Source organism: Gluconobacter cerinus (genome assembly GCF_002723935.1).
GTDB lineage: Bacteria > Pseudomonadota > Alphaproteobacteria > Acetobacterales > Acetobacteraceae > Gluconobacter > Gluconobacter cerinus.
Genome location: NZ_BEWM01000002.1, coordinates 555,984 through 576,685, shown reverse-complemented (window position 1 = coordinate 576,685; position 20,702 = coordinate 555,984). Strand labels below are relative to the sequence as shown.

Annotated in this window: 21 protein-coding genes; 10 read left to right on the top strand and 11 right to left on the bottom strand. The window is 57.0% G+C overall.

What is annotated here, in order from left to right; translation table 11 throughout:
- Nucleotides 1-28 precede the first annotated feature (28 nt).
- The 3 genes from ahpC to GCE01_RS06565 all read right to left on the bottom strand — a co-directional run bounded on the left by ahpC (nucleotide 29) and on the right by GCE01_RS06565 (nucleotide 2,735).
- Nucleotides 29-592 (bottom strand): alkyl hydroperoxide reductase subunit C, encoded by a 564-nt coding sequence (gene ahpC / locus GCE01_RS06575; protein WP_046900770.1) that lies wholly within the window; start codon nucleotides 590-592, stop codon nucleotides 29-31.
- 167 nt (nucleotides 593-759) lie between these two features.
- Nucleotides 760-1,884, bottom strand: a complete 1,125-nt coding sequence (gene add / locus GCE01_RS06570) for an adenosine deaminase (protein ID WP_099211800.1) — start codon at nucleotides 1,882-1,884, stop codon at nucleotides 760-762.
- A 119-nt stretch (nucleotides 1,885-2,003) separates the two neighbouring features.
- The gene (locus tag GCE01_RS06565) at nucleotides 2,004-2,735 is read right to left on the bottom strand and encodes an SDR family oxidoreductase (protein ID WP_064274703.1); all 732 of its coding nucleotides are present in this window, start codon (nucleotides 2,733-2,735) and stop codon (nucleotides 2,004-2,006) included.
- A gap of 145 nt (nucleotides 2,736-2,880) precedes the next feature.
- On the opposite strand from GCE01_RS06565, the gene GCE01_RS06560 reads away from it, so the two are divergent.
- Both GCE01_RS06560 and GCE01_RS06555 read left to right on the top strand, forming a co-directional pair.
- Nucleotides 2,881-3,813: a hydrogen peroxide-inducible genes activator gene (locus GCE01_RS06560; protein ID WP_086633398.1), complete on the top strand. Its 933-nt coding sequence runs from the start codon at nucleotides 2,881-2,883 to the stop codon at nucleotides 3,811-3,813.
- Between the two features lie 138 nt (nucleotides 3,814-3,951).
- On the top strand, nucleotides 3,952-4,896 hold the full coding sequence (locus GCE01_RS06555) for an SMP-30/gluconolactonase/LRE family protein (RefSeq protein WP_099211798.1): 945 nt from the start codon (nucleotides 3,952-3,954) through the stop codon (nucleotides 4,894-4,896).
- Between the two features lie 17 nt (nucleotides 4,897-4,913).
- Here the strand turns inward: GCE01_RS06555 and GCE01_RS06550 are convergent, their stop codons facing one another.
- The 3 genes from GCE01_RS06550 to GCE01_RS06540 all read right to left on the bottom strand — a co-directional run bounded on the left by GCE01_RS06550 (nucleotide 4,914) and on the right by GCE01_RS06540 (nucleotide 7,926).
- Nucleotides 4,914-5,378, bottom strand: a complete 465-nt coding sequence (locus GCE01_RS06550) for a hypothetical protein (RefSeq protein ID WP_232309178.1) — start codon at nucleotides 5,376-5,378, stop codon at nucleotides 4,914-4,916.
- A 59-nt stretch (nucleotides 5,379-5,437) separates the two neighbouring features.
- Nucleotides 5,438-6,691, bottom strand: coding sequence for a cation:proton antiporter (locus GCE01_RS06545; protein WP_099212006.1), 1,254 nt, complete (start codon nucleotides 6,689-6,691; stop codon nucleotides 5,438-5,440).
- 149 nt (nucleotides 6,692-6,840) lie between these two features.
- Entirely contained in the window at nucleotides 6,841-7,926 is a 1,086-nt protein-coding gene (locus GCE01_RS06540) for a DNA topoisomerase IB (RefSeq protein WP_099211795.1), read from the bottom strand.
- A 154-nt stretch (nucleotides 7,927-8,080) separates the two neighbouring features.
- Here GCE01_RS06540 and GCE01_RS16825 point away from each other — a divergent pair, with 154 nt between their 5' ends.
- Nucleotides 8,081-8,296 (top strand): hypothetical protein, encoded by a 216-nt coding sequence (locus GCE01_RS16825; RefSeq protein WP_160298810.1) that lies wholly within the window; start codon nucleotides 8,081-8,083, stop codon nucleotides 8,294-8,296.
- Nucleotides 8,297-8,310: 14 nt separating this feature from the next.
- Here the strand turns inward: GCE01_RS16825 and GCE01_RS06530 are convergent, their stop codons facing one another.
- Genes GCE01_RS06530 through GCE01_RS06515 form a run of 4 tightly spaced genes read right to left on the bottom strand, consistent with a single transcriptional unit; the run spans nucleotide 8,311 to nucleotide 11,538 of the window.
- The gene (locus GCE01_RS06530; RefSeq protein WP_099211793.1) at nucleotides 8,311-8,967 is read right to left on the bottom strand and encodes a glutathione S-transferase family protein; all 657 of its coding nucleotides are present in this window, start codon (nucleotides 8,965-8,967) and stop codon (nucleotides 8,311-8,313) included.
- Between the two features lie 2 nt (nucleotides 8,968-8,969).
- Nucleotides 8,970-10,052 carry a tRNA 2-thiouridine(34) synthase MnmA gene (gene mnmA / locus GCE01_RS06525; protein WP_086633404.1) on the bottom strand — a complete coding sequence of 361 codons (1,083 nt, stop codon included), beginning with the start codon at nucleotides 10,050-10,052 and terminating at the stop codon, nucleotides 8,970-8,972.
- Between the two features lie 5 nt (nucleotides 10,053-10,057).
- The gene (locus GCE01_RS06520; RefSeq protein WP_046900759.1) at nucleotides 10,058-10,372 is read right to left on the bottom strand and encodes a ferredoxin family 2Fe-2S iron-sulfur cluster binding protein; all 315 of its coding nucleotides are present in this window, start codon (nucleotides 10,370-10,372) and stop codon (nucleotides 10,058-10,060) included.
- 17 nt (nucleotides 10,373-10,389) lie between these two features.
- Complete coding sequence (locus GCE01_RS06515) at nucleotides 10,390-11,538, bottom strand: cysteine desulfurase family protein (RefSeq protein ID WP_099211791.1); 1,149 nt, start codon at nucleotides 11,536-11,538, stop codon at nucleotides 10,390-10,392.
- 86 nt (nucleotides 11,539-11,624) lie between these two features.
- On the opposite strand from GCE01_RS06515, the gene GCE01_RS16820 reads away from it, so the two are divergent.
- Nucleotides 11,625-11,795, top strand: coding sequence for a hypothetical protein (locus tag GCE01_RS16820; protein ID WP_167386124.1), 171 nt, complete (start codon nucleotides 11,625-11,627; stop codon nucleotides 11,793-11,795).
- Here GCE01_RS16820 and GCE01_RS06510 read toward each other — a convergent pair.
- Nucleotides 11,792-12,883 carry a cysteine desulfurase family protein gene (locus GCE01_RS06510; protein ID WP_099211789.1) on the bottom strand — a complete coding sequence of 364 codons (1,092 nt, stop codon included), beginning with the start codon at nucleotides 12,881-12,883 and terminating at the stop codon, nucleotides 11,792-11,794. The genes GCE01_RS16820 and GCE01_RS06510 overlap by 4 nt on opposite strands.
- Nucleotides 12,884-13,020: 137 nt before the next feature.
- On the opposite strand from GCE01_RS06510, the gene GCE01_RS06505 reads away from it, so the two are divergent.
- The 6 genes from GCE01_RS06505 to GCE01_RS06480 all read left to right on the top strand — a co-directional run bounded on the left by GCE01_RS06505 (nucleotide 13,021) and on the right by GCE01_RS06480 (nucleotide 20,606).
- Nucleotides 13,021-13,686 (top strand): alpha/beta hydrolase, encoded by a 666-nt coding sequence (locus GCE01_RS06505; RefSeq protein WP_064274695.1) that lies wholly within the window; start codon nucleotides 13,021-13,023, stop codon nucleotides 13,684-13,686.
- 105 nt (nucleotides 13,687-13,791) lie between these two features.
- A complete protein-coding gene (locus tag GCE01_RS06500) occupies nucleotides 13,792-14,661 on the top strand; it encodes an ABC transporter ATP-binding protein (protein WP_099211787.1) in 870 nt (289 codons plus the stop codon).
- 2 nt (nucleotides 14,662-14,663) lie between these two features.
- A complete protein-coding gene (locus GCE01_RS06495; RefSeq protein ID WP_099211785.1) occupies nucleotides 14,664-16,082 on the top strand; it encodes an ABC transporter permease in 1,419 nt (472 codons plus the stop codon).
- Nucleotides 16,083-16,362: 280 nt separating this feature from the next.
- Nucleotides 16,363-17,919 (top strand): carbohydrate porin, encoded by a 1,557-nt coding sequence (locus GCE01_RS06490; protein WP_099211783.1) that lies wholly within the window; start codon nucleotides 16,363-16,365, stop codon nucleotides 17,917-17,919.
- A gap of 87 nt (nucleotides 17,920-18,006) precedes the next feature.
- Nucleotides 18,007-18,387, top strand: a complete 381-nt coding sequence (locus GCE01_RS06485; RefSeq protein WP_099211781.1) for a glycerol dehydrogenase — start codon at nucleotides 18,007-18,009, stop codon at nucleotides 18,385-18,387.
- Entirely contained in the window at nucleotides 18,387-20,606 is a 2,220-nt protein-coding gene (locus GCE01_RS06480) for a pyrroloquinoline quinone-dependent dehydrogenase (protein ID WP_099211779.1), read from the top strand. The genes GCE01_RS06485 and GCE01_RS06480 overlap by 1 nt, the downstream gene beginning before the upstream one ends.
- The last annotated feature ends 96 nt before the right edge of the window (nucleotides 20,607-20,702 follow it).

Genomic DNA, 20,702 nt, shown 5'->3' with positions numbered 1-20,702 from the left:
TGAGGCGATCCCGCCTCACCCGGCAAAATCAGATCTTGCCGACGAGGTCGAGAGAAGGCTTCAGCGTTTCGCCGCCTTCCTTCCACTTGGCCGGGCAGACTTCACCCGGATGCGTGGCGACATACTGAGCGGCCTGGATCTTCTCCAGCAGTTCCGTCGCGGAGCGGCCAACGCCACCAGCCGTGATTTCGATGTACTGAACCTTGCCTTCCGGATCGAGCAGGAACGTGCCGCGATCAGCCAGACCAGCTTCTTCGATCAGAACACCGAAGTTGCGGGAGATCACACCCGTCGGGTCGCCCAGCATGGTGTACTTGATCTTGCCAATAGCCGGGGACGTGTCGTGCCAAGCCTTGTGCGTGAAATGCTTGTCCGTGGAAACGGAATAGATTTCAACGCCCAGCTTGTCGAAAGCGGCCTGATTATCAGCCAGATCTTCGAGTTCTGTCGGGCAAACGAACGTGAAGTCTGCCGGATAGAAGAAGAAGACGGACCACTTGCCACGGACGTCTGCATCCGTGACCGTCAGGAATTCGCCGTTGCGGAATGCATCGGTCGAGAACGGGGCCAGTGTGGAGTTAATGCGAACCATCAGAAGGTCTCCTGCTTTGTCGCTCGTGTTAGGTTGCGGAACCTATGTCCCACAAAATGAGAAGGTCAGGAAACAGTTCCTGTCAATATGATTGATCGGTCAAACCGAACAGAGATCAAACCCTCATCACCACTACCTATTTCATATCAGCCCCACTGACCAGTCCTTCAAGCCCACTGACGACGAAAGGCTTCCAGCTTGCCCAGATAGATTTTGCGCTGCGCCGGGCTGATCCAGGCAGCCTCAAAACTGTTTCGCGCCAGCGTCAGAAGATCGCCTTTGCTCAACGCGCCATCGCCCTGCGCCACGACAAGGCTCTCCGCCACATAATTGCTCTTCATGTAAGCGGGATCATCAGACGCGACCGTAACTTTCAGCCCCTGATCGAGCATTCCGCGAATGATGTTGATGTTTTCACCATTTTCCCGCAGCCAGCCACAGGCAACCGGGCAAACGGTAAACGCTGTGCCTCGGCGTTTTGCCACAGCCACCAGATCCGGACGCTCCAGAATATTGCCGCCATGATCAATGCGGTCTGCCTGAATGTCTTCCAGCACCTGCCGGATATGTTCATGCGTATCGAGCTGGTTCAGGTCACAATGCATCGTCAGGTGGAAACCGGCTTTACGGGCGCGGGCAAACACCTCCCGGAATTTGTCAGGGGGATTGTTCTTCTCGTCAGAGTCCAACCCAATACCGACAATATGCTGACGGTAGGGAAGCGCTGCCTCCAGCGTCTTCATGGCAGACTCAGCCGTCAGTTCCCGCTCGAAGCAAAGAACAAGCTGGGAGTCGATCTTCAGATTACGTCGGCCATCAGCCTGCGCCCGCGTGAGGCCATTCATAACCGTAGCGAACGGAATGCCACGATCTGTATGCATCTGCGGATCGAAGAATATCTCCGCATACAGCACATTCTGGGAGGCTGCTTTGGTCAGATAGGCATATGTAAGGTCATAGAAATCCTGCTCCTTGAGCAGAACGGTTTTGCCCTCGTAGAAAATCTTCAGAAAGCTCTGAAGATCGTGGAAGTTATAACTGGCCCGCATGTCTTCAACCGTGCTGTACGGCAGGGAGACACCATTGCGCTGGGCCAGACGGAACTTCATTTCCGGCTCAAGCGTGCCTTCAATATGCACATGCATCTCGGCCTTTGGCATCGCGTAGATGAAGCGGGTCAGGTCATCGCCCGCTCCATCTGAAGCTGCCGTAGCCGATGCACGCCCGGTCAAAGCGATACTGGCTGAAAACAGCATTGTATTTGCCAGAAAGAACCTGCGCCCGAACGTCATCCTGTTTTCCTTTAGCGTTTACGCGGCATCTCCCTGCCCACGACTTTCGCAGGGAGAATGTTGCGCATCCGCTCCGATAACAAGGAGAGAAAACAGGATAGACCGCACGTTAATTTAGATCAGGCCGTCAGACCGCCATCCACCGGGAGGGACGCGCCCGTAATGTAAGAGGCCGCAGGGCTTGCAAGGAAGCCTACGAAATCCGCAATATCAGCGACCTTACCGTAGGAATTCGTCGCGGTGAAACTGCTGATCAGGGCCGCACCTTCGCCGTCAGCCGGGTTCAGATCCGTATCGATCGGACCTGGCTCAACCACATTAACGGTAATCCCCTTCGGCCCCACATCACGCGCTACGCCGCGGGCAAAGCCTTCCAGAGCCGCCTTGGTGGCGGAGTAAAGAGAAATACCTGGGAAAGGTGCGCGGGCACCAAAAGCAGAGCCGATGTAAATCAGGCGACCACCCTGCCCCAGATGTTTCACAGCTTCCATCGTCTCGATCATAACGGCACGAACATTCAGGTTCAGCACCTGATCGATCTGCTCAACTGTCATCTGATCGATCGGCCCGTAAGGATAAATCCCGGCGTTACAGACGAGTGCATCCAGCCGACCGAATGTTTCCACGGCCTTCGTGACAACAGCGCGGTTACCTTCCGCTGTTCCGCCATTGGCCTTGATGGCAACAGCCTTGCGGCCCTTGGCTTCAATCTTGCTGACGATATCCGCAGCAGCTTTTTCGTTGCTGGCATAAGAGATCGCAACGTCATATCCGTCTGTGGCGAGACGAAGGGCGATTGCGGCCCCGATACCACGGGAACCACCGGTCACGAGAGCAGCGCGCTGTGTCATGGAGTCTTCATCCTTGCTGTGGAAATTCTTTGAAACCTTATACGCTTCGTCAGCAGATGTGTCTTGCCAAGGCCGATGACGCTTTCATGCAAATATAGGAAAAACCGCACTTCCATATTTTGGTGTTCGGTATTATCTATAATTCATGAGTTACGTTCCCCTTTCCGGCCTATCCCTTCGGGACATCGAATATGTCGTGGCAGTGGATGACCTGCGCAATTTCTCCCGCGCGGCAGAACGCTGTGGTGTGAGCCAGGCGGGCCTTTCAGAGCAGGTCCGTAAGCTGGAGCAACTTCTCGACGTTACGCTGTTCGAGCGCTCGCGCAGGCATGTCGCCCCCACACCTGATGGAGAGCGCCTGATTGCGCTTGGCCGTGAAGTTTTAACGGCAGCCCGGAATCTTCTGGAAGTCGCACGGACGCGCACCAGCCCGCTGGATGGCATTCTGCGACTGGGCGTCATCCCGACGCTTGGCCCGTATTATATTCCCGGCACGCTTCCCCATCTGCGGCAGTCCTATCCGAACCTGAATCTGCGCCTGACAGAAGGAACGACGGATACGCTGGTCCAGTCTCTGCGAAACAACGAACTCGATCTGGCTCTGATGGCGCTGCCTGCTCCGTCGGAGGCGCTGGAAGCCCTTCCTCTTTTCGAAGAGGCTTTTCTGGGCGTTTTTCCGGTTACGCACGAACTGGCTGGCAAGAACAGGATCTCTCTGAAACAGCTGGGTCGACCTGATCTTCTGTTACTGGAAGACGGTCACTGTCTTCGCGATCAGGCGCTGTCCATCTGCCCAACCATTCCCAGACAGCGCGAAACCAGATTGGCCACAAGCCTGGAGATGCTCTGGCACATGATTGGTGCAGGCGAAGGCTTCTCGCTCATTCCCCGGCTTGCTCTGCGTAACCGGATGGATTTTGAGAACCTCATTACCGTCCGCCCCCTTTCCGAACCCGAAGCAAGTCGGACAATTGGGCTCGTGTGGCGTGCCTCAGATCCACGTGCCAGCACTTTCCGGGAACTCGGCATCTTTCTACGGCAGGCCACCCCCGAAGGATGCAAAATGTATCCGGCATGAACCCCGTGAACATCAGGGCGTTTTTGTAAGATATCGCTTTTCCGAAGGCTCTGTCCGGGGAAGCCAAACACTACTGTAGGCCTGCGCCACAAATATGGCTGAGAAAGTCGCAATGCGTATCCAGAAAAGACGCGCCGCGTGAAGAACGCCCTGATTGGTACATTTCTGCGGTTGCCGGGTGCACCAGAAACATCAGGCCCTCTTCCAGGCATCCGGATTGATGATCCGACACTCGCTGCGGTTCTGGATTTCGATATTCCGCTTCTGCTGCTCCACGAGGGAACAACGCTGGGCGACAGCCCGGTCTGGGATCAGGACCGCAACAGGCTCATCTGGTCAGATGTCATCTCGCGCAGGGTGATGGCATGGCACCCAGACGGCCATGTTCACACCATTATTGATCCCACGTGGTTCATCAACGGCAATGCCCTCCTCCCGGATGGCACGCTGGTGCATTGCGAACAGGGACGTCGCTGCATCAGTCTTTCACGGGACGGTCAGGAAACCCTGCCCCTCGTCACGCACTACCAGGGCGGCCGCCTTAACGCCCCAAATGCCATTGTCACTGGCCCCAATCATACCCTCTGGTTCACTGACCCAATCTTCGGCATCCACTCTGCAAGAGAAGGGTATATCGCGGCACCAGAACTTCCCCATCGCAGCGTGTATCGATACGATCGAAAAACTGGGGATCTGACGCGCATGGCTGATCTGGACCAGCCCGACGCTCTGGCATTTTCGCCAGACAGGAAAACCCTCTACGTAACGGACACATCCAGAAAAATTGGCGGTCAAGGCTGTCACATTCATGCGTTTGATGTCGGCCGCCATGGAAAGCTGACGGGTAAACGCCCCTTCTATAGCACTGAAAATGGCGTCCCTGATGGCTTGGCCGTAGACCATCGCGGATGGGTGTGGACCACCGCAGATAATGGGATTTACGTGATCGACGCCTCGGGCTGCACGCTTGGGTTCATCCCTCTTCCGTGGTCACCAACAAACTGTACATTTGGTGGCCCGGAGAACAGGCGCCTCTTCATTACCTGTCGTGAAAAACTGGTAGCTCTGGACCTCAGTGACTGAATCCAGAGCACCGTTCTTTAGTTGGACGTATCGCAGGCTTTCTTGCTTCCCGGAAAATCGGAGCAGCCAGCCTTACTGACCCCCCACTGATAATCCTTCTCGTCACTTGCCATGCCGTTCGGCTGAACCTGCGTCAAAACAGCAGACAGATCCGAGACGTGTCCGGCGGTATACGTCAATTCAACGTAGCCGTTATAGGCTCCGGGCGTTTTGTTGGCGCTCTCGAAATAGGTGGGCTTATGGTCCTTGCCTGGAACACCCAGAATAGACGTCACCTGTGCAGGCGTGGCTTTCTCAAGACTTTTCAGCAGATCTTCCGTGAAGCTCCGACACGTCACTTCCGGTCGCTCGTCTTCACCCGGAAGGGCGGCCCAGCATCCTGCCTGTCCCGGGAAGCCCTTGGCGGCAAATGCATTCCCGGACACGCCCATGACGGCACCCGTCACGATTAGTAGACCCATCACCCGCTTTAAAGTCACCATTTTACCGCACTCCTGCCGATCCATTTTCAGTCTGCCAAAATCTCTCAGCAGGCATACACTCAACTGGTGGCTTTCGGGTAAAGCCGATTGACCACCTTCTCCATCGTCAGTCCCTGCACGATGATTGTAAAGACCACCACCCCATAGCAAACCGGCAGTAGCGTCTCCCTCAGTTCTCCCGGGGGCAATCCCAGGGCCAATGCCACGGAAATCCCGCCCCGAAGCCCACCCCAGGTCAAAACACCGAGAGCTCTGCCACGCTCACCTTTTTTCAGGTGAACCGGCATTGTGGACAGGAACACACTCAGTCCGCGAACAATCACGGACAGTGGAATGATGATGAGTGTCGCCACAAGGTTGGGCAGATGTGGAGTAATTTCGAGAAGCTCAAATCCGATCAGCAGGAACAGCAATGCGTTCAGGATTTCGTCGATCAGCCCCCAGAACGTGGTGAGCTCCTGGCGGGAATGCTCCGGAATTGCACGCTTGCCTGTATCGGTCGCCAGCCACATCCCTGCCACAACCACGGCAATCGGGCCGGACATGTGCAAAGAGCTGGCGAGGCTGTAAGTGCCCGTTGCCAAGGCCAGCGAAGCCAGCAGATCAATCTGCATGTCCTGCACGCCCCGAATGATCTTCAGGGCGATCCAGCCCAGCACACCTCCCAGCACGCCACCACCGACCGCTTCCACAAGAAAACGAACGATGAAGTCCGTCATTGCAACGCTATGGACCTCTCCAGTCGCAAGACCGATGACGGTCCCGTACATCACAATGCCTACGCCATCGTTGAACAGGCTTTCTCCTGCAAAGGTGGCCTGAAGAGCTTCTGGCAAGCCCAGCCGACGCAACATTCCCACGACGGAAACCGGATCAGTCGGCGCGAGGATGGCCCCCAGAACGACACACCAGCTGAAAGGAACATTCATGCCCAGAAGCGGAAAGACCAACCATGCTGCGCCTGCCAGAAGCCCCACGGCCAATACCGTTCCCAAGATAGCCAGCGCAGCCACAGCCTTTCCGCGGGAGAGCAGCAGTCCGAGATTAACCTGCATGGCCCCGGCAAAAAGAAGGAAGGACAGCGCCCCTTCCAGAAGCGTTTCTGGAAGATTGACCTGCCCGAGAAGGGTCCGGGGAATGTGCTGGAGGTCGTAGCCTGGCACCAGAGGATTGATCAGCATGATCAGCATCGAAATGACCATGGAAATCAGGAGAATACCGATGGTCAGGGGGAGCTTGAAAAGGCGCTCGTTCAAAACCCCGAAACACGTTGCTCCCAGCATCAGCAAGGCAAAGAGACCCAGCGAGTTCATCCGTTCTTCTCCTCCTGACAGTGCATCATGCACTGACCTTCCGTCGCCAGCCATCAATTCCGTTGCGACGCATTTTTATACGGTCCGTCAGAAACAGAAGCTTCTGTAACAGGCAGAGTTTCCTGCGAAAGATTTCAACATACTGCGGTTCAGGACTTTGATGTGCCGTTATTTCGAAGATGCGGCAGACGGTTTGCCAGGAAGCCCGTCACCGCTGCTTCTTCAGCCGATAGTCCATGCTCCGGCATATCCAGAACATCCTGCGCCCGTTTCTGAAACGCAGCCCTCAAAGTCCCGTCCAGATGCCCATCCACCACGCACGGATTAATATAACTCTTTCGACAGACCGCAGGCGTATTTCCAAGCCGGGCAGCCACGGACTTCACCGCTTCCACAACCTGCTTTTTGGCTTTCGCTTTCGTATCATAGCCATTGAAGGCACAGAGCGTGACGGCAGCCAGTTGCGTGGCAGCCCAAGTGCGAAAGTCCTTGGCCGTAATGTCTTCACCAGTGATGGTCTGAAGGTAGTCGTTCACATCCTGTGAGTGCACATCGTGGCGTTCACCGTTCTCATCCAGATACTGGAAGAGACGTTGCCCCGGCAGATCTTCGAGGCGTGACACAAGCCGCGCCAGTCGAGCGTCAGACAAATCCAGATGCTGCTCAATCCCATGTTTGGCCCGAAAATCAAGCGTGACGTGCTTTCCGGTCACATCAACATGCCGGTGCCGCAGCGTCGTAAGGCCATAGCTACGGTTCTCACGCGCGTACCGGTCATTTCCGATACGGGCCATCGTCCGTTCCATGATGAAGACAATCGCGGCCAGAACGCGGTCCCGGCCCAGCTTCTTTCGCGCTAGGTCCTTTGCCACCTGCGCTCTCAAGGCAGGAAGATGCTCACTGAAGACAAGCATTCGGCCAAACTTGGCGACGTCCCGGGTTTCCCGCCATTTGGGATGATAGCGATACTGCAACCGCCCCCGCGCATCTGTGCCAACAGCTTGAAGATGACTATCGGGATCAGCACAGATCCAGACATCGCGATAAGCCGGAGGAATTCCCAGGCGTTTCAGGCGCCCAATAACGTCCTGATCCGTGATGCGCTCCCCGGAAGGATCGTAATAGGCGAAGCCTTTGCCGGCTCGTCTGCGGGTAATTCCTGGTTCCGTCCTGTCCACATAATGCAGGCCCGCGCGCCGGGCCTGTTTCTGCTCAGGTGAAAGTCTTGCTGTCACGGTTTCGCGGTTCCCTGTCCGTCCAACTGTAACAGCGTGCTGCTGGAACCGGAGTTTCGTCAGATCTGCTTACGCTTCCTGATACTTCCTGACATGACACCTGCTTTTCCACAGGTGACTTACAAGAAGGGCATTACGGGTAAGGGATACAGATGTGAAACGACTGTTGTTGGGATGCAGTATGCTCCTGCTCGCAAGCTGCGCATCGCATGCACCGTCCGATATGTCAGAAACTGCTGACAGCAACGATGCCCCGTCGTTCAATCAGACGGGCAGTGGCCCTGGTGGAGGCCGCGGCGGCGGTAACAGCATCTGGTCTGATGTGTTTCGCACCGCCCTTCAAACTGGAATGGGCTTCGTTCACCACTGAACGAAGCCAGCCCCTTATTTGTCTTCGTAACTCAGTCGCCACTCAGCAGGCTCTGCATCCGCAAGGCTGTACCATTCCTTCATGAGCGGATGGTGCAACATGCTCTGAACCCAAGCTTTCACAACGGGGTCAACATTAAGTTGATACGTGTGAATCCGGATAGCGACGGGCGCATACATGCAGTCAGCCACCGTCAGGACGTCCCCGAACAGATACAGCGTGGCCGTGCCGGAGCGCAGAAGTGCCCCCTTCAGCGTCTCGCTTAACAGAGCAACATCCTTGGCCAGGTCTTCGCTACTTTCTGACAAAGGTGCTGGAACACGTTCCACATCCATCGGACAATTCTGCCGGATTGGGCGGAAACCGGCGTGCATCTGGGCGCTGACGCTGCGGGCATGAGCACGCACCACACGGTCCTGCGGCCAAAGAGACGGCTCATGCTCGGCGCAGTATTCGCAGATGGCCAGACTTTCCCAGACATGCGCGCCGTCATGCTGCAAATAGGGCACCAGCTTGTTGGGAGACAGTGCGTGGATTTCCGTGGTCTTGCCACCGCCCTTTAGAGCAATGACCTTATCTTCCACATCCAGCTTCGCCAGCTTGACGGCCAGCCAGCCACGCAAGGACCAGGACGAATACCGCCGCGACCCGATCAGAAGTGTCCCTGCCATGCTTACGCTCCCGCCAGAATAAACCCGCCGCCCAGAACACGGCTCCCATCATACAGAACACAGGCCTGCCCCGGGGCCGGCATGGCTGGCTCCAGAAGCTCAACGAGTGCCTCACCATTCGCCAATGGCTTCACAACCGCATCCCGGAGCTTCTCACGAGCGCGGATCTGCACGCCACAAGATACACCTTCCGGCGGAGCATCAATCAGCCAGTTCATGTCCCGCAGACGGATCGCCTTGCGCGTCTCAACTTCGGTCGCCTGAACGCGAGGTCCAACAACAATCCGGCGCTTTGGCACATCAATCCGCGTTACCATCTGGCGTTCGCCAACGGCCGTATGGATGTCTCCCAGCCGCTTGCTCTGACCAACCGTATAGCGCGCAACGCCTTCATGATGCCCAAGGACCTTGCCCTGTTCATCCACGATCTCGCCTTCACCCCGGATTTCGGGACGAAGCTTCTCGACGATATCAACGTAAGACCCGCTTGGGACGAAACAGATATCCTGACTGTCCGGCTTGGCCGCGATTTCCAGTCCAAGCTCCTGCGCCAGTTCACGCACATGCGCCTTGTCCGGCATCTCGCCAAGCGGGAAGCGCAGGTAATCAAGCTGGTCTTTCGTCGTCGCGAACAGAAACCAGGTCTGGTCCCGCTCTGCATCAACGGGGCGATGCATTTCAGCACCAGACGGACCTTCAACACGCCGGACGTAATGCCCGGTCGCCATCGCTTCACAGCCCAGATCGCGGGCCATGCCCAGAAGATCCGTGAACTTCACGCCCTGATTGCAGGCCACGCATGGCACGGGAGTTTCCCCGCGCGCATAGGCGTCCGCGAAGTTCTCAATAACGCTGTCCCGGAAGCGGCTTTCCGCATCAATGACGTAATGCGGAAAATCCAGCTTATCCGCTACGGCGCGGGCATCCATGATGTCCCGCCCGGCACAGCAGGCCCCCGGCTTGGACGCCTGACCGTGATCGTAAAGCTGGAGGGTCGCGCCGATCACCTCGTGGCCCTGCCTTTTGAGCAGCGCGGCCACTACGGAGCTGTCCACGCCTCCTGACATGGCAACGAGGATACGCATGGTCTTCAGCCCGCCTTTGGAAGCTGAACGGTCAGACCGTCCAGATCTTCGGTCATGACAATCTGGCAGCCCAGACGGGACGTCTGCTCAAGGCCGAAGGCCAGATCCAGCATGTCCTCTTCATCGTCGGTCGGCTCGGACAGCTTGCCAGCCCATTCCGGGTCCACCACGACATGGCACGTCGCACAGGCCAGGGAACCTTCGCAGGCGCCTTCGAGGTCAATGTCATGCTTGTGAGCGATTTCCAGCACCGACAGGCCGACAGGCGCGTCAACTTCACGGCGGGAACCGTCACGTTCGATAAAGGTCATCTTGGGCATGGGCTGTCCGTCTTGTTTCAGTCTCTTGAAGGTTGGCAGGTACGGACAGCCTCGATCAGAAGAGCCGCCGCACGGTCAATACCGGGCTTGGAGGTAGAGCGTCCGACCGACAGGCGCAAGCACCGCGATGCTTTCTCTGCAGAAAGTCCCATCGCCGTCAGCACATAAGAGGGAGTAATTTCTGCGGCCGAGCAGGCTGACCCCGTAGACATGGCAACTTCCGGGACCCGTTCAAGGATGTCCGTCGCCCGCACGCCTTCCGGCAGACAGAAATTCAGTGCACCCGGCAGGCGCGAGACTTCACGTCCATTCAGTTCACACCCTGGAAGTGCCGTTTCAATCTGGCGCCACAGATCATCCCGCAGGGCGGAAATCTGCAAAATATCCGTATCCAATCTTCGTTTCGCCAGCTCCGCAGCTTTCCCGAACCCTACGACAAGAGGGGTGGGCAACGTGCCTGACCGGAAGGCCCGTTCCTGCCCTCCCCCGGAAAAGAGCGGCTGTAGTCGCACACGGGGCCGACGCTGCACATACAGGGCACCGATCCCCTTGGGGCCATACATCTTGTGCGCGGAAAAAGACGCCAGATCGATACCATCCAGTGAAACAGGCAACTTCCCGGCCATCTGCGCCATGTCAGTGTGAAACAACGCCCCAGCCTCATGGGCGATTCGTGACAGGAGTGGAATGTCCTGCAGGATGCCCGTCTCATTATTCGCCGTCATGATGCTGACAAGCAGTGTCGGCACCGCCAGTGCCTCCCGCAGAGCCTCGGGATCAACACGCCCTTGCCCGTCCACTCCCAGGATAAGAGGGTCAAAGCCTTCAATCTCCAGATCCCGCACGGATTCCAGAACGCATTTATGCTCAGTAGAGACGGTAATGACGCGACGACGCTCATCTCCCGTGCGCTTCAGGTGGCGAGCGGCTCCCTTGATGGCAAGATTGTTTGCTTCCGTGGCTCCAGACGTAAAAACGAGCTCCCGGGCTTCAGCGCCGATCAGGTCAGCGATAGTCTGGCGGGCTGCATCGACAGCCTGCGCCGCTTTCTGACCCGGGCCATGGACACTGTGTGGATTACCAAAATCCTCCGCGAACCAGGGCAGCATGGCTTCCACAACTTCAGGGGCGCAGGGCGTTGTGGAAAAATAATCCAGATAAATCACGCTATACCTTCCACTGACCAACACAGATCGTTACGGTTCCAGATATAGATGGGTTTTTCAGCCTCGAACCCTGTTTCAGGTAGAGAATGCCTCATGGACCTGATCCCCTTGGCAGCACTCTGTTTGCCATCACCTTCGGTATTCTACTCCTCAAGCTCATTTCCCCTTCAAGCCGATGGATCAACGCCCGCAGCGCCCTTCTGGAAGAGCAGGCCCGGAAACTCAGGCTGGAAAATGACCACATGAGCGCGCCTTAACGTTTGCTCAAACGACGCGCCATACGCTCATAGGCATCACAAAACGCGTCAACTTGCTCTGCCCTCACATTCCACGGCAACGACACTCGTATGGCCTGAGAGGCGCCGGTCGTCTCGCCCATCGCCGTCAGAACATGAGATGCCGCGACCTTTCCAGAAGAGCATGCCGAACCGGCAGAAACACAAAATCCTTCCAGATCCAGCGTCATGAGCTGTACCTGTGCGGCAACCCCGTCGAGGACCAGGCAGCTTGTGTTCGGCAGGCGGGCGACCTGACGCCCGGCAACACGGGCTCCCGCAGCCACCGCCACCTGTTCGACGCGCTCCCGCAGTGCCTCAATAGCGGACCAGTTCTGAGCCTGCGCCTCATCAAAAGCAGCAGCCATGCCCAGAATAGCTGGCAAAGGCTGCGTTCCTCCTCGCCGACCGCGCTCCTGACCGCCGCCCACCATCAGGGCATCAATCGGTTCATCCCGTGGCAGCAGCAACGCACCTGCGCCTTTTGGTCCGCCCATCTTGTGCCCCGAGAGAGCAACGCTGCACTCAGTCAGGCTGAAAGGCAGTCGCCCAGCGCTCTGAACCGCATCCACATGCAGATGTGCGCCCGAGTCGCGGCAGAGTGCAGCCACATCCTCCAGTGGCGACAAAACCCCTGTCTCGTTATTGGCGGCCATGACACAGACAAGTGTTGGCGCCCCATCCGCGAGACGCTGACGGAGGATTTCCAGGTCCAGAATGCCCTGGTCATTCACCGGAATAACGTCCGCATTCGGGGCGGCCTTACGAACGGCATCATGCTCCGTTGCGCCGATCAGGATCCGACGCCCTTGACCGAACGCATGAATGGCCATTGCGTCAGCCTCCGTGCCACCTGATGTGAACACACAGGTCCCGGAAATCCGCCCGAAACCCGCACTGATACGACTACGGGCATCTTCAAGACATCGCCTGGCTTCGCGCCCTTCCGCGTGGACCGAAGACGGATTGCCGGACAGCAGCAGACCGGACAGCACAGCCTCCCTCGCTGCGGGGCGCAGAGGCTCGGTTGCATTGGCGTCAAGATAGTTCGGAGCAGATGCGTTCGTCATGTTCTCTAGATCGTGCAGAGTTGCAGGAATCGCAATCCCGAGTCGATTTTGGTGGAAATTCTGGCTTTCAACTCGATATACAGACGCCCACCGGAAGGCAGGGCCGTAATCCTGCCGGACATAGAGCGAGAGTATTCATGCCTGAAGTGATGTTCGCCGGCCCAGATGGCCGGCTTGAGGGTCGTTACCACCACTCCAGCGAACCAAACGCTCCCCTCGCCCTGGTGCTGCACCCACACCCGCTTCACGGCGGCACCATGAATAATCGTATTACGTACACGATGTATCGCCACTTCGAGAAGATGGGCTTCTCGGTCATGCGCTACAACTCGCGCGGCGTCGGCCGCTCCCAGGGGCGTTACGATGGCGGTATCGGAGAAATCTCCGATGCAGCTGCAGCACTTGACTGGATGCAGATGGTCAACCCGAACTCCAGCGAACTATGGATCGCCGGATACTCGTTCGGGGCGTTCGTCGGCATGCAGCTTCTGATGCGCCGCCCGGAAATCAGTGGCTGGATCAGCGTTGCGCCTCCAGCCAATGATTATGACTTCGGCTTCCTTGCACCTTGTCCGTGTAGTGGTCTGATGATCGCTGGCGGCAAGGACGAAATGGCTCCCGAGCCAGGCATTCGCAAACTGGTCGACAAGCTCAACACGCAGAAGAATGTGACGGTCGATTATCGTATCTTCGACGATGCCGACCACATTTTCGCCAAGCAGGCTGAGCGCGTCGGAGAAGCACTGGAAGATCACGTCATGACCATGCGTGGCCGCAAGGCTCTCGCACTGGCCGCCGACTGATCCCGGTTCTTCAACCAGGACTATAAAAATAGCCTGCTTTCCTGTGCGGATCGCAGGCTATTTTTTTTGTTTGTCGGTTCAGTAACATTGTGCAACGTTTATTGCATGACAATCCGGCCCGCCCCCCCGACCTTACCCGTCCGTGTGACGGACCTCACAAAACGCTTCGGCAGCTTCACTGCGCTCGACCACGTTTCTTTTACAGTCGAACCCGGTGAAACCGTAGCTCTCCTCGGGCGCAATGGTGCCGGAAAATCCACCTTGATCGGCTGTCTCATGGGATTTCTGATCCCCGATCAGGGTTCTGTGGACATCTTTGGCCAAAGTGTTCTTTCGCTGCCGCGAGACCTCCGGGCCCGTACCGGGTTTGTCCCCCAGACCATGAGCGGATTTACAGCGTTCAGTGTTGGTCGACTGATTGATTATATCGGCGCGTTTTACGGCGATCTGCCCCCTATTGATCCCATCCTGCTGCAATGGGCCGATCTGGATTTCAAAAAGATTGTTCGCAACCTCTCGGGCGGCCAGAAACAGCGTCTGGCTATTCTTCTGGCCATGCGGCACGAGCCCGATTTCCTCGTACTGGATGAGCCTGTCGCCAGCCTCGATCCTCATGCCCGGCGGGATTTCATGAATCTGCTCGGCAGTTATGCAACGCGCGTTGGCGCCAGTATTCTGATTTCATCCCATATTCTGTCAGATCTCGAACGTCTGTGCTCACGCCTGCTGTTTGTTCGGCAAGGCCATCTTGTTCTGGATGTGTCTGCAGAAGTTTTCCGAACACAGACCCGGTGGCTGGACCACAGCACTCCGGAAGTACTGCACACTCTGCCATGCCAGATACTCGGGCAGCGGGAGAGCGGCATTCTTGCTCACGGGTGGACCGAGGACCTCGCCCTTCCTGACGGAACATCCGTCTCCATTCCCGACTTTGAAGACGCCTTCCTTGAAATCACGGCTCCGCGGGAGCATTGACCATGGGCAGCCTCTCCCTCACCCGGCAGGAATGGTCTGACCTCTGGCGAGCCCTGCAACTCTACGCCAGCCCCGTGTTCCTTCGGGCAAACTACCTGCTGATTTCAGTTGGGTTCTTTCTGTTTACGTCCTTAATGGATCTTCGGAGGCTGCACAGGCTTCTGACGCATGAGACATTTGAGCAGGCTCTGTCGCACGCCAATGTTGTCAGTCTCATCCTCACATCCATGTTCATCCAGAACTGCCTGCAACTGCATGCTACAAGACAGATCGGTGCAGCTCAGGCTCCTGCTATTCCCGGATTGGCTTTAGCGGAAGCAAGAGCAGTCTGCATCGTGGATGTCGTGTCCGTCTTACTGCTCAGTACCGCCCTGAGTTTTGCGCCCATTCCGTTCCACGACGCCCTCTTCTTTGTGCTGTTCAATTCAATCCCTACCGTGCTGCAGTGGTACGTCCCGCCCCAAGGCCAGTCCCAGAAACTACGCGTTCTGATCAGTCTGGCAGGGGGCATCCTGATATTGGGGCAATTCGGCCTCCTCCTCCTCTCAAATGCCAGCCTATGGCTTCTGACGCGTCCACCCATCCTCACCATTCCAGCAGATGTTTGTCTTTTGCTGGTCATGATCGTCAGTATTCTCTCCCTGCCCAACCGCCTTCACGGTACTCCGGCTACTCCGCATGCTCTCGACGCTTCTGCGTCTTTGAAAGACGCGCTGCCGGAGTTTCCTTATGGCAAAGCAAAGACACGGGCCCGCAAACCCATCACATTCTATCAGCTTCGCCAGATGCTGCTGGCACCGACCTCACCTCTGACACTCAAAACTGACATCCTGCTAAGCTGCCTGTTCATTCCTGTTCTGATGTCCATATCGGCAATGGGAATGTCGCTCTTCACTCACAAGAGTTTCGCAGCATGCTGGAAGCCACTTGTCTTCAGCGCAGGCGCGATGATCGCCGTTAGCGACAACTGGCTTACTCAACGGCAGCATTGGCCTCTCCTGCTGATTACCGGGCGTTTTGGCGATCGTCTTTCCTTTGTCCGGTCTGTCTTTTCGGCAAAGCTTTCCCGCCTGTCCGTCACGATACCGCTGCGTGTTCTCAGCCTGATCATTCCATACGCCCTGATTACATCATTCGCCCTGCGCGACACCCTGTTGTTCAGTCTGGAATTTATGGGGCTGGCGCTTGGCTTTGCCCTCTGCGGGGGGCTTCCTTTTCTGGTGAGCGGAAATCCTTGGAAGGGCGTTGTTTATGCCTTCAATTTCATTCCGATCTTCCTTCTGCAAACCTGCAACCCATTCATTATGGGAACACGCATTGCGGGCGTGATTGCAGGACTTTCCATAGCTCTGGGCTGCGTGGCCTATGTCCTTGCGCCTCGCAGTCTCAGCAAGGCAGACTGGCCCTACGAAACCGAATAGGACCTTCACCAGGCAGGCCTTGTACGGAGGGACACGCAAGCGTGATCCTGCCTTTGGATTATGACCGCTCAAATAGATTTTGGCGGTCTTTCCAAGAAAAACGTTAATGAAAACAAATAGAACCCTTTCTTCCAAATCACAGAAAGAGCGTCTGTAAAACTTCTCTCTTCTTTGTCATTCCCGGGCCTCGTCCGTCTCGTGAGATAGATTCATGTTCATGTAACGGAACGGTCCGTTACTTAAGCAGAGTTGGGACACGGCCCGCCCGGCCGTTGAGAATATGCAGCCGTTCGAGAGACAATGGGTCAAATCGCTGGGACTGGTCTGCGCCATTACGTCAGGATTTGCCTTCACCACAGGCACTGCACGGGCGCAATCTTCCACCGCAACCGTATCCGAGGATGAGCGAACAACCTCGGAACATGCTGCCCTTCGCTACAGGAGCAATGCGAAAAGCCGTATCAAAACAATCCGTCCTGCTCCAAAGCCCGTAACCGTCACACCATCCCAACCTGGCGTGAACGACCTTGCCCAGCCGATAACAACGGATCAGTCCTTTCTTCCCGCCAGCCTGCATGACTGGATGAAGCAAAGCACCATGACCGGGGACTGGGGCGGCTGGCGCCCATGGCTGACGGACAAGGGCGTGAACATCACGGGCCATTACTTTCAGGATTCTGCTGGCAACCCGATGGGCGGCAAGTCCCAGAATGTGAGGTACGCACACGAAATCGGCCTGAATTTTGATTTCGATCTCAAGAAGCTCACAGGCTACAGCATCGGCCTGTTCCACTTCATCGTGACCTCCCGCGCGGGACAGGGCCTCGGTGCAAAACTTCCTGCACTAAACAGTCCGCAGGAAATCTACGGCTCTCCCACAGTGCGTTTGTCTCTGCTGTCCTGGGAGATGAACTGGAACCGCTACGTTTCAACGACGATCGGCGAAATCAACTCTGAAACCGACTTCGAAACATGGTCCATCTACTGGGGTATGAACAACTACTGTCAGTTCCAGACCAACGCCATCTGCGGCATGCCACAGTCCATCGCTTACAACTCAGGCTATGGATACTATCCGACGGCCCATCCCGGCGCATGGGTGAAATTCTACCCTGCCGGAAACAACCATTATTCCATTCAGTTTGGCGTCTATTCTGCTGATCCGACGATTGGAAACACCCATAACGGGTGGAAGATGAACCTGCACGGCGCCACCGGCACCTTTCTGCCCTTCCAGCTTGTCTGGCATCAGGGCGGAAAAGACGATTACAGTGGTCCCCTGCAAACCAACGTCAAGATCGGCGGATACTGGGATACGTCACAGGTCAACAATGTGTACTCCCAATATGGAATGTTTGAAATTCCAAGTAACTATCTAGTTAGTGCACCAACAGCAAAGGTCAGGGGACGTTTCGGCGGATGGTTCCAGTTCGATCGCATGATCCAGCGCGACACAGGGGATGCACATCGCGGCACATCGTTTTTTGCGTCCTTCACCTGGGGTGATCCGAGAACGGCCATCGCGCCATACTTCGTCGACTGGGGCCTGACACGCAAAGGCACGTTCAAAAATCGCCCCGATGACACAGTTAGCCTCGGCATGAAGTTCCTCTGGGTGAATGCCAAGATGGCCAACTGGGTCGCCGAACTTCAGAAAAATGGCGCCACCGGTCTTTACCGCCCAAGCGGGGAACACGCCATCGAACTGAACTACGGATGGCGCCCCACCCCATGGCTGCTGATCCGTCCTGGTGCCCAGTACATCTGGAGCACAGGCGGGACCAACCGGTACAAAAATCCACTGATACTGGATTTCGAAACCGGAATTACTTTCTAAGACCACACATGGAAACCGGGATCATGAATCATTCCAAAATCAATTCTTGCGGCAGAAACAGCACATTCCTTACCGGAGAACACGTCCATGGCTGTCCGTAACGGCACGAAGACTCTGACGGAGTGGCTGACGCTGCTTCTGGGGGTCGTTATTCTTCTTGTGGGCCTGATCTTTGTCATCATGGGGGCTGACCTCGCGATGCTGGGCGGCTCTGTTTACTACGTCATTTGCGGGATCGTGCTGGTCGCCAGCGGGGTGTTCATGGTGATGGGCCGCACGCTTGGCGCATTCCTGTACCTCGGCGCCCTGGCCTACACATGGGTCTGGTCCCTGTGGGAAGTCGGGGTCAGCCCGATTGACCTTCTGCCGCGCGCTTTCGGCCCGACCATTCTCGGCATTCTTGTGGTCCTGACCATTCCGGTCCTTCGCCGCCTGAAATCCCGCCGTACACTCAGAGGAGCCGTCTGATGCGCCGGTCTCACCTTCTCGCAACAGCCGCAGGCCTCGCGCTCGCCTGTTCGCCTCTCGCCGCCCACGCTCAGTTCGCTCCCGCAGGCTCCGGGGGGCCACCTTCGGCGACTATTCCCGGCCCGGGCAACGCCGACGAACCCAAAGAAAACACACCGGCGGATTCAAGCTATTTTGCCGGACCCTCTCCGTATGCCCCGCAGGCTCCGGGTGTAAATGCTGCAAACCTGCCGGATATCGGATCAATCGACATTTCCGAAATTCCATCCATGGCGCCCCAGCAGAGTGCAAACCCGGCGCATGGAGACTGGCCGGCCTATGGCCGTGACGATAACCAAACGCGCTATTCCCCTCTGACAGAACTGACCCCCGAGACGGTCAACAACCTGAAGGTTGCATTCACCTACCATACGGGCAGCTATCCACGTCCGGGTCAGACCAACAAATGGGCGGCTGAAACCACACCCATCAAGGTGGGTGACGGCCTCTACATGTGCTCAGCTCAGAACGACATCATGAAGCTGGACCCGGTGACTGGAAAAGAGATCTGGCGCCGTAATCTGAACGTCAAATACGAGTCCATCCCCTACACGGCAGCCTGCAAGGGTGTGACGTATTTCACGTCTGCTGTCGTGCCAGAGGGTCAGCCCTGCCACAACCGCATCATTGAAGGCACACTGGATATGCGCCTTGTGGCCGTTGATGCGGCAACAGGTGAATTCTGCCCCGCGTTTGGCCATAACGGACAGGTCAACCTGATGCAGGGCATGGGTGAATCCGTCCCCGGCTTCGTGGCCATAACGGCTCCGCCACCTGTGGTGAACGGTATTGTCGTCGTCAATCACGAAGTGCTGGATGGTCAGCGTCGCTGGGCACCGTCTGGCGTGATCCGGGGTTACGATGCTGAAAGCGGAAAATTTGTCTGGGCCTGGGATGTTGGCAATCCTGACGATCACAGCCAGCCAACGGGCAATCGCCACTATAGCCGTGGCACGCCGAACTCATGGGCGGCCATGACCGGAGATAATGCCCTGGGCCTTGTGTACGTCCCGACTGGCAATGCGGGCGGCGACTACTATAGCGGGCTGCGTAGCCCGGCAGAAAATGCCATTTCCACGTCGATCGTTGCCCTCGATGTCAAGACAGGCTCCCCACGCTGGGTCTATCAGACGACCCGCAAGGATGTCTGGGATTATGACATGGGTTCCCAGGTCACAATGATGGACCTTCGAGGGCCAGACGGCATGCTGGCACCGGCTCTGATTGTTCCAACCAAACGTGGCCAGACTTTTGTGCTGGACCGCAGAACGGGAAAGCCAATCCTGCCAGTGGAGGAGCGCCCTGCTCCAGCAGGACATGTGCCCGGTGACAGCCGCGCGCCGACGCAGCCCTGGTCTGTCGGAATGCCCGCCCTTCGGATGCCGGAACTCCGCGAAAAAGACATGTGGGGGATGTCTCCGATCGATCAGCTCTACTGCCGGATCAAATTCCGCAGCGCGCATTATGACGGTGAGTTCACGGCCCCAAGTCTGGACAAGCCCTGGATCATGTATCCCGGCAACAATGGAGGCAGTGACTGGGGCTCCATGTCCTATGACCCAAACACTGGCATCCTGATTGCCAACTGGAATGCATCACCAATGTATGCCCAGCTTATCACCCGCCGGAAGGCCGATGCGCTGAAGCTGATGCCGATCGACGACCCGCATTACAAACCGGGTGCCGGGGCGGCTGAAGGGAATGGCCCGATGGAAGGCACACCTTATGCGATCGCCATTGCTCCTTTCTGGGACCCATTCACCAAGATGCTGTGCCATCGGCCGCCTTACGGAATGATCACGGCGATCGACATGAAGCACGGTCAGAAAGTGCTGTGGCAGCATCCGCTGGGAACAGCTCGTGCCAATGGCCCCTGGGGGCTCCCCACCGGCCTGTCATGGGAGATTGGAACACCGAACAATGGCGGTTCTGTCGTGACGGCTGGTGGTCTGGTGTTCATCGCAGCAGCTACGGATAACCAGATCCGTGCCATTGACGAACACACCGGCAAGGTCGTGTGGAGCGCAGTGCTCCCGGGTGGTGGGCAGGCTAACCCGATGACCTACGAAGCCAACGGCCATCAGTATGTTGCCATCATGGCAGGGGGACATCACTTCATGATGACACCGGTTACGGACCAGCTTGTGGTCTACGCTCTGCCAGACGCCATCAAGCACTGAAAAAACTTATGCGAACCCCTGCCTGTACAACTGAGTATGGGCAGGTCAGTCCAGACTGAATACCCGGACTGAAACGAGAGAGGCGTCACACGTGGA

Bases quoted from the DNA above. Each gene is read 5' to 3' on its own strand.
- mnmA (WP_086633404.1), bottom strand. From the start codon at position 10,052: ATGCGTATCCTCGTTGCCATGTCAGGAGGCGTGGACAGCTCCGTAGTG.
- GCE01_RS06505 (WP_064274695.1), top strand. From the start codon at position 13,021: ATGCCTGAAGTGATGTTCGCCGGCCCAGATGGCCGGCTTGAGGGTCGT.
- GCE01_RS06550 (WP_232309178.1), bottom strand. From the start codon at position 5,378: ATGGTGACTTTAAAGCGGGTGATGGGTCTACTAATCGTGACGGGTGCC.
- GCE01_RS06545 (WP_099212006.1), bottom strand. From the start codon at position 6,691: ATGAACTCGCTGGGTCTCTTTGCCTTGCTGATGCTGGGAGCAACGTGT.
- GCE01_RS06485 (WP_099211781.1), top strand. From the start codon at position 18,007: ATGGCTGTCCGTAACGGCACGAAGACTCTGACGGAGTGGCTGACGCTG.
- GCE01_RS06565 (WP_064274703.1), bottom strand. From the start codon at position 2,735: ATGACACAGCGCGCTGCTCTCGTGACCGGTGGTTCCCGTGGTATCGGG.
- GCE01_RS06520 (WP_046900759.1), bottom strand. From the start codon at position 10,372: ATGCCCAAGATGACCTTTATCGAACGTGACGGTTCCCGCCGTGAAGTT.
- GCE01_RS06495 (WP_099211785.1), top strand. From the start codon at position 14,664: ATGGGCAGCCTCTCCCTCACCCGGCAGGAATGGTCTGACCTCTGGCGA.
- GCE01_RS06490 (WP_099211783.1), top strand. From the start codon at position 16,363: ATGCAGCCGTTCGAGAGACAATGGGTCAAATCGCTGGGACTGGTCTGC.
- ahpC (WP_046900770.1), bottom strand. From the start codon at position 592: ATGGTTCGCATTAACTCCACACTGGCCCCGTTCTCGACCGATGCATTC.
- GCE01_RS06480 (WP_099211779.1), top strand. From the start codon at position 18,387: ATGCGCCGGTCTCACCTTCTCGCAACAGCCGCAGGCCTCGCGCTCGCC.
- GCE01_RS16820 (WP_167386124.1), top strand. From the start codon at position 11,625: ATGCCTCATGGACCTGATCCCCTTGGCAGCACTCTGTTTGCCATCACC.
- add (WP_099211800.1), bottom strand. From the start codon at position 1,884: ATGACGTTCGGGCGCAGGTTCTTTCTGGCAAATACAATGCTGTTTTCA.
- GCE01_RS06560 (WP_086633398.1), top strand. From the start codon at position 2,881: ATGAGTTACGTTCCCCTTTCCGGCCTATCCCTTCGGGACATCGAATAT.
- GCE01_RS06530 (WP_099211793.1), bottom strand. From the start codon at position 8,967: ATGGCAGGGACACTTCTGATCGGGTCGCGGCGGTATTCGTCCTGGTCC.
- GCE01_RS06500 (WP_099211787.1), top strand. From the start codon at position 13,792: ATGACAATCCGGCCCGCCCCCCCGACCTTACCCGTCCGTGTGACGGAC.
- GCE01_RS06510 (WP_099211789.1), bottom strand. From the start codon at position 12,883: ATGACGAACGCATCTGCTCCGAACTATCTTGACGCCAATGCAACCGAG.